The sequence below is a fragment of the Bacteroides sp. HPS0048 genome, assembly GCF_964240755.1.
GTDB lineage: Bacteria > Bacteroidota > Bacteroidia > Bacteroidales > Bacteroidaceae > Bacteroides > Bacteroides nordii.
Genome location: NZ_CAXSVC010000004.1, coordinates 1 through 12,011 on the forward strand (window position 1 = coordinate 1; position 12,011 = coordinate 12,011).

A 12,011-nucleotide genomic window follows, 5' to 3' on the forward strand; every position below is an offset into this window, starting at 1 on the left:
AAGCATTTAGGGCATCATTTAGAGGAGTAGTGGATATGAGCTTCTTCCTTTTTAGGCTAGCAAAGGTATATGCATGAGGGGACTTGACAAAACTTAATCCCCCAAGAATTACAACTGAGCCTCTGTTTCTGGCTTATTTCTAATGTACCATCTTCAGTCCTACTACTCCCGTCAGAATCAGCAGTACAAACAGCAGTCTGAATATATTTGTTGAATCATGAAAGAAGAAGATACCGATAAGAACTGTCCCTATTGCTCCGATGCCTGTCCAGATGACATATGCAGTGCCAATAGGAATTGTCTTTTGTGCAAGATATAGCAAGAAACCACTTGCTCCCATAGAAACAATGGATATGGTGATGAATAAATAGAAATATTTCTCATAAATACTTGCCAGTTTGAACCCCAAAGGCCATCCTATTTCCAGTAGTCCGGCTCCAATCAATAATAACCATGCCATAATTTAATTATTTAAAATTTTCAGTAAAGATATGAGCTTGGTTAGAAAAAGTAATTGATAATTATCAATTAAGTATTTTAATAGATAAAATCAGTTATATTTGTCGGGCAAAATATAGTCATGTTATGGATATCACATCATTTTCCTGTCCTTCAAAGGATACCATTTTACAGAATACAATGAATAAATTGGAGTCTATATGGGATGAAATTTCCTATCCTAAAGGATTTATTTTGTTCACTAAAGATAAGATAGAACGTGATGTATATCTGATAAAGCAAGGTATCGCCAGGGCATATATTGAAGTGGACGGAAGAGATATTACAATCTGGTTTGGGAAGGAAAATGATATTATTATATCTGCTCAGGGATATGTGAATGGTGAGAAAGGGTATGAGACGATAGAGCTTTTAGAGGATTCCGTGTTGTACAAAATGAATTTAAAACAGTTGCATGAATTGTATCAGCAAGATCTGGAAGTATGCAATTGGGCACGGCAATTCATAGAAAAAGAATTTGTAGGAACTGAACATCGCCTTATTTCCAGTTTGTCTATGACGGCAACCGAACGCTATCTCCGGCTTATGAAAGAGAAACCGGAGATTTTACAGCGTGTACAGTTGCGGCATATTGCTTCCTATCTTGGTATTTCATCGGAGCACCTGAGTAGGATACGTGCCAGCACTAAAAGTATGACAATATAAATAAGGTATTTATGAATTGCGGTAGAATCCGGTTACTTTTGCCTTGCCAGTCGCCACATTACATTTGTTTTTCGTGCCAGTACAAGTGAATCTGCATCGATTTTAACTACATTCAGGGTATCGGTTCCTGTAATGGTCTGTTTGTTGCCAATACTTTCATATTGCAGAGTCAGTGTCCAATTATCCAGATTCCAGTTTTTTATCAGTAAAGTTGCCATATTCACAGAACTGGCCGTTCCGTTTTGATTGAGTGTGAATCCTTGCATCTCTTTGAGATTTATAGGATTGGGTTCAAGCCAGGTTCCCTGAATATAGTAATAAGGAGAATGTACGGTAATTGTTAGCTCATCGGCTTTTAGAATTTTAACTCCGTCTATATCTTCATGGGTGCAGGTTACTCTGACAGAATCATTGAGTAATACTCCGGGCACTTTCTGTGGATTGGCATCCATTGTGCTGATGTTTACCGTATCTCCCTGATCAGAGATAATTGTCAGGTTGTTCATGCTTGCATCATACACGATTCCGTTAATGATCTGAGTGACTGGAGCTTGTTTGCATGAAATAATGCCAGCCAATAAAAATACTACTGAAGTCGATAGATAAACTAATTTTTTCATATTCAATTAATTTTAAAATAGTAACAATGAAACAAAGGTAATATTTATATTTTTTAATTTACATTTTTATCTGAAGAACTGTACTCTCTTCCGAAAAGAAATGAAGGTGTTACACTAACCCGTATGAAGGGGAATCACAAGAGTGTACATTTATGTATTGCAAAAGTGTACAATGATACATAACAAGAATATACATTCTTGATATACAAAAATGTACATTCTTTTAATGTCTGATTTTCATTGTATTAACGATGTTCTTTTCTCATTGGTCTTAAAGTTTTTATCGACTTAAGACAAATAAAAAAGGAGGCTAAAAATAGTCTCCTTTTTGTACACCCTCAGGGATTCGAACCCTGGACCCACTGATTAAGAGTCAGTTGCTCTACCAACTGAGCTAAGAGTGCATTGGTATTATGCTTTTTTTGATTTCGGGTGCAAAGGTAAAGCTTTATTTTAAAATAGCAAGCCTTGTAGCTATTATTTTTTAAATTTATTTTCTTTCGCTTTGCTATAACTAAAAAAGGAATTACATTTGCAGCGATAAATTTAGTATTCACCCTTTAAACTGTGGAAAGGGTATTAATTATGTTGGAGAAATAACACATCAAAATCGGGACTAAGCGGCTCATCGGGATGAAGAGCCCCAATAATTTTATTATCTGAACACTCCGCGAAACTGTTGCCGGAGAAAAATTGATTAGTCCTACAATCCTTATTATTTTATTATTTAATCACTTCAGTGTGGTGAAGCAGAGATGTTATGTTCTGCCTTTTTCTGCACTGGTAACAGGCATATTGCCTCATTACTTCGGAACATTATATGTTTATTCCGGGGATGAGATTAGTGTGCTATGAAAGAAATCATGGGAATACGTTTAAAAGATTTAAGCAAACTGGGATATACAAATAATGTGGCGCGGAGTCTGGCTGTTGCTATTGTAAGCAAACATTGCAAGTATGAAAGTAAAGAAGAAATTCTGGTTCGTTTAGCAAATGTGCTTGATAATCCCGAAGCATATAAAAAGGATGAAGTATGGGGGAAACTGGCGGAACACTTCTCTCCCACCATTATAGAAAGGAAGTTTCAGGTTTATGATCTGAGAGAAGTGCCGTTGATGCACCAAACTTACGGTAACAAGTTTATAGAAAATTCTGCCAAGCAACAAATGGAACTGGCCATGCGACTCCCGGTAACGCTGGCAGGAGCGTTGATGCCTGACGCACATGCCGGATATGGTTTGCCCATCGGCGGTGTACTGGCAACGGATCATACAGTAATACCTTATGCCGTAGGAATGGATATTGGCTGCCGGATGAGTCTGACGGTTTTTGATGCGAAACCGGATTTTCTGAAACGATATGCTCATCAGACAAAAGTGGCATTAAAGGAATACACACATTTTGGTATGGATGGTGGACTAGAGTTTACACAGGAGCATGAAGTGTTGGACAGGGAAGAATTCCGATTGACGCCCCTGTTACAAAAGTTGCATGGGAAGGCTGTCCGACAATTAGGAACATCGGGGCAAGGGAATCATTTTGTAAACTTCGGAGAACTGGAACTGGAGGCAGACAATACTTTACAGTTACCTGCCGGGAATTATGTTGCTTTGTTGTCTCATTCAGGTTCACGGGGATTGGGAGCTGCTATTGCACAACATTATAGTTTTCTGGCACGTGAATCTTGTAAATTACCTCGCGAAGCCCAGCACTTTGCCTGGCTTGATCTCCATTCGGAAGAGGGGCAGGCGTATTGGATGAGTATGAATCTTGCCGGAGATTATGCCCGGGCTTGTCACGAAAGGATTCATCTTAACCTTGCCAAAGCCTTAGGATTGATTCCGATTGCTAATGTCAGCAATCACCATAACTTTGCCTGGGAGGAGGAAATAGCACCAGGTAACTTTGCCATTGTTCACCGCAAAGGAGCTACTCCTGCTTATGAGGGGCAACCCGGACTTATTCCGGGCAGTATGGCTACTCCCGGATATCTAGTTTGTGGCAAAGGAGTACGTGAATCTCTCTTTTCGGCCTCTCATGGCGCCGGACGGGCGATGTCAAGACAGCAGGCTCAAAGTACCTTCACGCAGTCTGCCTTAAAGAAATTTTTGGCACAAGCGGGTGTGACCCTCATCGGAGGTAGTGTGGAAGAGATGCCTCTTGCCTATAAGGACATCGAAAGGGTGATGCGGGCACAAGAAAACCTGGTAGAGATACAAGGGCGTTTTATGCCCCGCATCGTAAGAATGAATAAAGAATAATTAAATTAAAAACAAAATGTTATCAGAAAAATATGGTCGTACGTATCACTTCCCTTTCTCACCGGGAACTACAAGTGACGACCGCATCAACCATACTTATTGGGAAGATATCCAGCGGATTGACACGCTTGTATATACCGAAAAATTGGATGGTGAGAATAATTGCCTGAACAGCGCCGGCGTATTTGCACGGTCACATGCTGCACCTGCTACTTCTCCATGGACACGACAACTGCGTGAACGTTGGGAATTAATGAAGCATGATTTGGGCAGTCTTGAATTATTTGGTGAAAATCTGTATGCTGTTCACTCTATTGAATACAAACGGTTAGAATCGTATTTCTATGTTTTTGCCGTGCGTTGCCTCGATAAATGGTTATCCTGGGAAGAGGTAAAGTTTTATGCTGCTATGTTTGATTTGCCAACAGTTCCCGAATTGGGATTAGAGTCCGTTGCAGAACTTTCTCAGGAGCAACTTCGACAACAGATACTTACTCTTGCCCGGCAACCGGGAGTCTTTGGTACAAAAGACCCTTTTACCGGAGAAGATTGTACGCGTGAAGGGTTGGTAGTGCGGAATACAGATGAATATCCGGTTAGCGAATTTGCACACAATGTATTCAAGTATGTGCGTAAAGGTCATGTGAAAACAGATGAGCATTGGACACGTCACTGGAAGCGTGCCCGGCTTTTCTGGGAGTTTAATGAAAATAAAGAAAAATATGATTTGGACATTAACAGATAAGAAAGATCGTAACTCACTCGAACTACAATTCGAATGGTTACGCGATATGAATGGGATTCCTCAGGACCAGTTTCATCATGCCGAAGGAGATGTGGCTACACATACCTGGCGGGTGATAGAAGAATTACAGAAATTACCCGGCTATCTTGCCCTTACAGAGCAGGATAAGGAAATACTTTGGACGGCTGCACTACTGCATGATGTAGAAAAACGTTCTACTACAGTCATTGAGGAAGATGGCAGTATCACTGCCAAAGGGCATGCCCGTAAGGGAGAATATACTGTGCGTACGCTTTTATACAAGGATATATCAACTCCTTTTATCATTCGTGAAAAGATAGCATCACTTGTAAGGTTTCACGGGCTCCCTTTATGGCTGATGGAAAAACAGGACCCTATGAGACAGGTTGCCAGGGCAGCTTTCAGAGTGGACACTTCGCAGCTCCGTCTACTTGCCGAAGCTGATATAAAAGGACGTATCTGTCAGGATAAAGATACTTTATTGGAATCGCTGGAGTTATTTGAAATCTTCTGCCGTGAGCAGGGGTGCTGGAAAAAGAGCAGAGAATTTACCACTGATCATGCCCGTTTTCGTTACTTTCACACGGAAGAAAGCTATATAGATTACATTCCGTATGAAAAGTTTAAGTGTAATGTTGTTCTGTTATCCGGGTTACCGGGAATGGGAAAAGATCATTATATTGAAACGTCCGGTATAGCTCTTCCTGTTATTAGCCTGGATGATATTCGCCGTAAAAATAAACTGAGTCCTACTGATAAATCGGCAAATGGATGGGTGGTGCAGGAAGCTAAAAAGATAGCCCGCGCTTATTTGCGTAAAGGGCAGGATTTCATATGGAATGCAACTAATATTACTACTCTGATGCGTTTTCAGCTTATCAATCTCTTTGCCGGGTATGGGGCTCGTGTTAAAGTGGTTTATGTTGAGAAAGACTATTCCGTTTGGCGAAAACAGAACCGTGAAAGAGAATATCCGCTTCCGGAGAGTGTGTTGGACGGTATGCTTGGTAAGCTTGAGGTACCTCAATTGACAGAAGCTCACGAAGTGGAGTATCTGGTAGAGAATGAGATAAATAAAAAAGATTTTCTATGAAATAATACATCGGATGTTTGACTTTTAGTCAAAAAAACAGTATCTTTGTAATTGTAATCATAAAGTAGATTCAGTTAGAATACTTGTAAAGGAGAAAGCTATGGCTTTCTCCTTTATTTTTTTATACCGGCTTCTGAAGGTATATAGACAGGTATCTATTGGAGTTTTTCCCGGTACTTATTCAAGATTACATGGTATGTTACGGTTCGTTTGTTACTATGTTACGATGCATTTCTCGGTATGTTGCGATGTAAATGCTATTGTGTTGCAATACAACTGATATTATCTTCTGAGAAAGTCGCTTTCAGGTTAATAATCAATAAATCAGCTCTTGACAAAAACATGTTTGGAGGTAGTGGATAACAAAAACAATTTTCCCTTCCGTGATGTTAATATACTATCAGATTAATATAATGATAACATGATGAATAAAATAGATATTCCCGATAAAGGGAAAAGAAAAAGAGTGGTTATTGTAGGCGGTGGTTTTGGAGGATTAAAGCTGGCACGTAAACTAAAAAATGACAATTTTCAAATTGTTCTGTTAGACAAAAATAATTATCATCTGTTTCAGCCTCTTCTCTATCAGGTAGCTACAGCCGGTATAGAACCGAGTGCAATCTCTTTTCCTTTCCGCAAGATTTTTAAAAAGCGTAAATATTTTCATATTCGTATCTGTGAAGCCCAACGGGTTATTCCGGAACGAAATATATTGGAAACTTCCATTGGAGTTATTGAATACGACTATTTGGTAATTGCAACCGGATGTTATACCAACTATTTTGGTAACGATAAGATGGCTCTCCATACCATGTCTCTCAAGACGACGGCAGAAGCTCTCTATAACCGTAACCAAGTACTGGAAAGCTTTGAGAAAGCGCAGAACACGAGTAATTTGAAAGAACGGGAAAAATTGATGACGTTTATAATTGTAGGTGGCGGAGCTACCGGAATAGAACTTTCGGGTGCATTGGCAGAGATGCGTAAGTTCATTTTGCCACAAGATTATCCCGATCTGGATATAGAGCAGATGCGTATTGTCCTTATCGATGCAGGCCCTCGCCTACTCTCGGCTTTCTCCGAAAAATCGTCAACCGAAGTACAGGACTATCTGGCAAAAAAAGGAGTTGAAATAAAGGTGGATTCCAAGGTGGTAGATTATGAAAATGATTTACTTACTCTGGGAGATGGTACGGCCATACCTTCTACAAATATCTATTGGGTAGCAGGTGTGAAAGCTAACAGTATTGAAGGACTTCCACAGGACGCTTACGGACCGGGGAATAGACTGAATGTAGATGTTTTCAACAAGGTAACCGGTACTAACAATGTATTTGCTATTGGTGATACTGCTCTGATGATTTCAGAAGATTATCCGAGGGGGCACCCTCAGGTTGTTCAGCCGGCTATTCAACAGGCTAAGCTTCTTGTTCAGAATCTGAACAACATAGAAAAGGGACTTCCACTTAAACCTTTTGTGTATCATAATAAAGGTTCGATGGCTACTATCGGAAGAAATAACGCTATTGTGGAGTTGAAGAATATCCGTTTTGGTGGTTTTCCTGCTTGGGCAGTCTGGCTATTCATTCACTTAATGAGTATTGTAGGTGTAAAGAACAGACTTTTCATTTTCATAGACTGGATGTGGAGTTATTTCACTTATGACCCTTCGTTGCGATTAATAATAAAGCCTGTGAAAAGAGTAAAACCGAAGAAATGATATAGGTTACTCTCATTTTAGTAGATATGGAAAAGGGAATGTCGCGATGACTTATTCCTTTTTTTCTGCAAATAGTATTAGAGTTATAATAGTTATACTTTCAATATTGAGAACCGGAATATATAAAATACCCCCGAAGTAATAGAATATACTCCGGAGGTATGAGAAGGTTTCTGGAAGTATATCACTTCCTTTTTCTATTTTATTATTTGTTATCCTCTTCAAAGTAGCCATATTCATGGAGTATGCCTCTACCTATTTCTTCGAGACAATCTTTGAAGAAATCTTTTACCTTTTTCATAATTATTCCTTTCTGTTAATGTAATATATATCTAATAACAAAGGTAGACAAAAAGAGTTTATACTTTTTATCTCTGTAATGCTTTATTTAATATGAATCAATTTAAACAATGTGAAGCTAAGGTTTGTTTATATTGTATAAATTATCAAACTAATAAATGAAACTTATGATCTACAATTTTTTATTTCCCTCAAAGCCCAATAGTACAGGGGCATCTTTATTCTTACTTGCATTGCGTATTTTCTTTGGTTTGCTATTGATGAATCACGGCATACAGAAATGGAGTAGTTATCAGGAACTATCCATAGCTTTCCCCGATCCATTGGGTGTAGGGAGCCCGGTATCTTTAGGATTGGCTATCTTTGGAGAACTTGTTTGTTCAATGGCGTTTATCGTCGGCGTATTATATCGTTTGGCTATGTTGCCTATGATTTTTACAATGGGCATGGCATTCTTTGTCATTCACGGTAATGATGCTTTTGCTGTAAAAGAACTGGCACTCATCTATTTAGTTGTATTTATATTGATGTATATATCCGGTCCCGGTAAGTTTTCTGTCGACTATTTATTAGGGAATGAACTTCGGAAGCGAAGAAAAAATGTAAAATAGAAATTGCACCATGTTTTGTTTCTATTAATTAAAAGGTTTATATTTGCAACTGTATAAAGGACTTATAGCTATTATAGGTCTTTTTATCGTTTCACAAAATAACAACTAAAAAACAGAAATTATGAAAAAAAACAGATTGACATTGGTCGCAGCTTTTGCTCTGAGCGGTACTATTTTGTTTAGTTCATGTGTAGGTTCATTTGGTTTATTCAATCGCATTTCTTCCTGGAATCAGTCAGTAGGAAATAAGTTTGTAAACGAACTTGTGTTTCTTGCACTGAACATCGTTCCGGTATATGGCGTTGCATATTTGGCGGATGCTTTGGTTATCAACTCTATTGAGTTTTGGAGCGGTTCTAACCCGATGGCAAACGCTGGAGATGTAAAGAAAGTAAAAGGCGAAAATGGCAACTATCTGGTAGAAACTCTGGAGAATGGTTATTCGATTACAAAAGAGGGTGAGAAAACTGCTATGGAACTGATCTACAACAAGGAAGCAAATACCTGGAATGTAGTAGCTAATGGTGAGAGTACCGAACTTCTGAAAATGAACAATGATGGTACAGCGCAGATGTATTTGCCTAATGGCGAGTCAATGACTGTCACTCTGGATGCTCAGGGAACTCTTGCAGCACGTCAGATGGTAATGAACGGTCTGCTGTTTGCTGCCCGTTAATTTAATGCATAAAGAAATGTCAAAAGATGAAACATGCTCTGCACAAAGAGATGTTTCATCTTTTTTATTCACTAAATTATGAAAATACTACGAATATTCTCTCTCATTGCTTTTATGGGCTTGGCTGCTGCCTGTCAGAAACAGGTACCTCAAAGTGAAGTTGTACGCAATGCAATAGCATTCTGTGAAACCTTTTATGATCTTGATTATGCGGCTACCAAAGAATTGGTTGTTCCGGCTTCCCTCCCATATCTTAGTTATATGGCTACAAACACGACCCAGGAGCTCATTGACAAGGTAAATGCAAAAGGACCGGTTGTTGTGACTGTAATTAGTGAGCAAATGAATCCGGAAGAAGGGCATGCAACCGTTATCTGTTCGGTAAAAAATTATCTGAAAGCTGATTTCTTTAATGGCACATCTGCTATTCTTTCCGAGAAACAGGACACCATTCATTTGGTAAAAGAGGGTGAAAGATGGTTGGTTAAAATGGATAACCCACTGCAAAGTGGAATGCAAAATCACGACTGAACTTAGGATGAATAATGGGCCAGCGTTTTTTACCATTTTTATAAGCCGGGTTGATGGCTTTCATTCCACCGTCGAAACGTAAAACAAAGAAATCCAGATCCAAACGTAAACCTAAACCATAAGCAACGGCAATCTGCTTATAGAATTCATTGAACTTGAATACACCGCCCGGTTGATTGGCGTAATCACGGATTGTCCAGATATTACCGGCATCAATAAAGGCAGCCCCCTGAAACTTCCAGAATAATTTACTTCGATACTCGATGCTCGCGTCCAGTTTGATATCGCCTGACTGATTCAGGAAATTACCGTCACCGGGAAATGAACCCGGCCCTAAATCACGTACAGACCATCCGCGCACACTGTTGGCACCTCCTGAGAAGTATTGCTTTTCAAATGGAATGGTCTTTGCATTACCATATGGAACCGCAATACCAAAACCGGCATGAAATGCCAATGAGTTACGATCATCTATCCGGATATTCTTGGCAAAGTCAAAATCACCTTTCAGATACTGTGCGTACGGAATACCGAGAATAGCATATTCGCCATCATCGTTTTTACGTATACCGGTTGCTTTAGAGAATGCATACAAAATATTTCCTGCCGATTCTATATTGGCACGGATGGAGTAAGAATTAGAACTGATGGTATTGTTCACCAAAGCATTTCCGGCACTGTTATAATTATAACTGTAACCCATGCGTACGATAAGCCGGTTCTTATAGTTATATTCAAAAATGTGATTCTGCCCCTTGTTGATATAGTCTTCGCGAAACTTTTGGGAGATCCAGGGCAAATACAGATAGCCGATATCTATCAAGTCAATACGGTGTTGTGCCCGTTGGCGCTGTGTCCATTTGTAACTCCACGAAGCCGAAGCTACTGTACGTGAGAATTCCGGGCGTAGCTGGTAACTATATTGCAAGCCAAACTCTGTGGTAGCACGTATTTTACGTTTAAAATCAGAACTCAGAAAAGGAAATAAGAAGCTTGGAAAGTTTATACTCGTTTCTACACCGTATTCTGTGTAGTTGTTATTGTGATAGTCGCCCTGTAATCCGGTGATTGCTTCGTATGCACCACGAAATTTCATCATAAAAGTTTCGGAACCACGAAAGAGATTCCGATGCTGGAAAGATACAGAAGCTGCTGCTCCGAGATCACCGGCAGAATTTGTTCCTTCCAGCTCAAAAGAGATTGACTTATGTTTGCTTTTGGTTAGCATCACATAACAATTCAACAGGGTACTGTCTCCTACCAGGGTTTCAAAGAAACGAATATTGGTGTATTTCAATGCCGGTAGGCGTCCGAAGTTTGAGTAAGTCCGTTGTACATCACGTTCGTTATATAGGTTACCCGGAAAGAGCAGTAGGTTATCTGTCAATACTTTAGGTCGCAGATATAACTTGTCTTTATAATAAATGGGATAACCATTGTAGTGTATGGAGTCATTAATTTCAATACTGCTCAACGCAGAAGACTGGAGAACATCGTAGTCTGTGATAAAATTTATTTTGTTGATACGATATTGATTATGTGCTTGAGGTGCATCGGCAGTGTGCGTTTTATAGGGTTGCAGATGTAGAGTCAGGTCTACAAGATAAGTATTGCGTACAGTATCAGCTGTATATGAAATATAGTCTTTATTGAATTTATAGTATCCGTTACGCAATAGATGGTCCGTTATTCGTTGCCGTTCTGCGTCCAATACATTTACGTCAAACAGCATACCCTCTTTCAATAAAGTATTTGCAGAATCTTTTCGCATATACTCACCTACTTTGGGATCACCAATATCATATTTCAGCGTACGTACAGTGTAAGGTTTACCTGTAGTTACCTCATAATAAAGCTTCAGTTTCTTTTTCTTTGTTTTCGTCGTACGCTTAACGGAAGCACTCATATATCCCATATTCTGGACAGCTTTTGTTATTTCCTCCTGTGAGCGTTGTGCTTCGCTTTCGTTGTAAATAACCGGAGCATCTCCTATTTTACGAAGGAATTTATTGTACCATTTGCTGGAGTCACGTCCTGAAAGATCATAAACGTACAACTGTGTTTTTATCAGGCTAAACCATTTTGCATTGGGATTTTGACGTACATAATTGCGTAGGCTGGAAGGTTTTACTTCTTTGTTATTAGTAGATACTTTAACTTCGTCCAATAAATAATAACCATCCGGCACAAACTTGGTAGCGGAACACGAAGCCAGCGTCAGAATGGTAAAAGAAAGTAACGTGTAAAGATATCCTCTCCTCATAGGGTT

Annotated in this window: 11 protein-coding genes and 1 tRNA gene; 8 read left to right on the forward strand and 4 right to left on the reverse strand. The window is 39.3% G+C overall.

Annotated features, from left to right (window positions below):
- Positions 1-139: 139 nt before the first annotated feature.
- Positions 140-460, reverse strand: coding sequence for a multidrug efflux SMR transporter (locus ACESQI_RS04170; protein WP_025868087.1), 321 nt, complete (start codon positions 458-460; stop codon positions 140-142).
- Between the two features lie 125 nt (positions 461-585).
- On the opposite strand from ACESQI_RS04170, the gene ACESQI_RS04175 reads away from it, so the two are divergent.
- Positions 586-1,164 carry a Crp/Fnr family transcriptional regulator gene (locus ACESQI_RS04175; RefSeq protein ID WP_007485604.1) on the forward strand — a complete coding sequence of 193 codons (579 nt, stop codon included), beginning with the start codon at positions 586-588 and terminating at the stop codon, positions 1,162-1,164.
- Positions 1,165-1,196: 32 nt separating this feature from the next.
- Here the strand turns inward: ACESQI_RS04175 and ACESQI_RS04180 are convergent, their stop codons facing one another.
- Together ACESQI_RS04180 and ACESQI_RS04185 are read right to left on the reverse strand one after the other, a co-directional pair.
- Positions 1,197-1,784 carry a lipocalin family protein gene (locus ACESQI_RS04180; protein WP_007485603.1) on the reverse strand — a complete coding sequence of 196 codons (588 nt, stop codon included), beginning with the start codon at positions 1,782-1,784 and terminating at the stop codon, positions 1,197-1,199.
- 331 nt (positions 1,785-2,115) lie between these two features.
- Positions 2,116-2,188 (reverse strand) — tRNA-Lys (locus ACESQI_RS04185).
- Positions 2,189-2,647: 459 nt separating this feature from the next.
- On the opposite strand from ACESQI_RS04185, the gene ACESQI_RS04190 reads away from it, so the two are divergent.
- The 7 genes from ACESQI_RS04190 (at position 2,648) to ACESQI_RS04220 (ending at position 9,742) form a co-directional block, all read left to right on the forward strand.
- Complete coding sequence (locus ACESQI_RS04190; RefSeq protein WP_195659902.1) at positions 2,648-4,045, forward strand: RtcB family protein; 1,398 nt, start codon at positions 2,648-2,650, stop codon at positions 4,043-4,045.
- 16 nt (positions 4,046-4,061) lie between these two features.
- Positions 4,062-4,790, forward strand: a complete 729-nt coding sequence (locus ACESQI_RS04195) for an RNA ligase family protein (RefSeq protein ID WP_002560262.1) — start codon at positions 4,062-4,064, stop codon at positions 4,788-4,790.
- Positions 4,768-5,904 carry an AAA family ATPase gene (locus ACESQI_RS04200; protein ID WP_373125490.1) on the forward strand — a complete coding sequence of 379 codons (1,137 nt, stop codon included), beginning with the start codon at positions 4,768-4,770 and terminating at the stop codon, positions 5,902-5,904. The genes ACESQI_RS04195 and ACESQI_RS04200 overlap by 23 nt, the downstream gene beginning before the upstream one ends.
- A gap of 421 nt (positions 5,905-6,325) precedes the next feature.
- The gene (locus tag ACESQI_RS04205; RefSeq protein WP_025866381.1) at positions 6,326-7,624 is read left to right on the forward strand and encodes an NAD(P)/FAD-dependent oxidoreductase; all 1,299 of its coding nucleotides are present in this window, start codon (positions 6,326-6,328) and stop codon (positions 7,622-7,624) included.
- Between the two features lie 467 nt (positions 7,625-8,091).
- Positions 8,092-8,535, forward strand: a complete 444-nt coding sequence (locus ACESQI_RS04210) for a DoxX family protein (RefSeq protein WP_007485597.1) — start codon at positions 8,092-8,094, stop codon at positions 8,533-8,535.
- Between the two features lie 121 nt (positions 8,536-8,656).
- Positions 8,657-9,211: a DUF3332 domain-containing protein gene (locus ACESQI_RS04215; RefSeq protein WP_002560268.1), complete on the forward strand. Its 555-nt coding sequence runs from the start codon at positions 8,657-8,659 to the stop codon at positions 9,209-9,211.
- A 78-nt stretch (positions 9,212-9,289) separates the two neighbouring features.
- Positions 9,290-9,742 (forward strand): hypothetical protein, encoded by a 453-nt coding sequence (locus ACESQI_RS04220; protein WP_195659899.1) that lies wholly within the window; start codon positions 9,290-9,292, stop codon positions 9,740-9,742.
- On the opposite strand, the gene ACESQI_RS04225 is transcribed toward ACESQI_RS04220, so the two are convergent.
- Entirely contained in the window at positions 9,696-12,005 is a 2,310-nt protein-coding gene (locus ACESQI_RS04225) for a BamA/TamA family outer membrane protein (RefSeq protein ID WP_373125491.1), read from the reverse strand. The genes ACESQI_RS04220 and ACESQI_RS04225 overlap by 47 nt on opposite strands.
- Positions 12,006-12,011 lie beyond the last annotated feature (6 nt).

Coding starts and splice junctions, on each gene's coding strand:
- ACESQI_RS04195 (WP_002560262.1), top strand. CDS start 4,062: ATGTTATCAGAAAAATATGGTCGTACGTATCACTTCCCTTTCTCACCG.
- ACESQI_RS04200 (WP_373125490.1), top strand. CDS start 4,768: ATGATTTGGACATTAACAGATAAGAAAGATCGTAACTCACTCGAACTA.
- ACESQI_RS04225 (WP_373125491.1), bottom strand. CDS start 12,005: ATGAGGAGAGGATATCTTTACACGTTACTTTCTTTTACCATTCTGACG.
- ACESQI_RS04170 (WP_025868087.1), bottom strand. CDS start 460: ATGGCATGGTTATTATTGATTGGAGCCGGACTACTGGAAATAGGATGG.
- ACESQI_RS04205 (WP_025866381.1), top strand. CDS start 6,326: ATGATGAATAAAATAGATATTCCCGATAAAGGGAAAAGAAAAAGAGTG.
- ACESQI_RS04180 (WP_007485603.1), bottom strand. CDS start 1,784: ATGAAAAAATTAGTTTATCTATCGACTTCAGTAGTATTTTTATTGGCT.
- ACESQI_RS04215 (WP_002560268.1), top strand. CDS start 8,657: ATGAAAAAAAACAGATTGACATTGGTCGCAGCTTTTGCTCTGAGCGGT.
- ACESQI_RS04190 (WP_195659902.1), top strand. CDS start 2,648: ATGGGAATACGTTTAAAAGATTTAAGCAAACTGGGATATACAAATAAT.
- ACESQI_RS04220 (WP_195659899.1), top strand. CDS start 9,290: ATGAAAATACTACGAATATTCTCTCTCATTGCTTTTATGGGCTTGGCT.
- ACESQI_RS04175 (WP_007485604.1), top strand. CDS start 586: ATGGATATCACATCATTTTCCTGTCCTTCAAAGGATACCATTTTACAG.
- ACESQI_RS04210 (WP_007485597.1), top strand. CDS start 8,092: ATGATCTACAATTTTTTATTTCCCTCAAAGCCCAATAGTACAGGGGCA.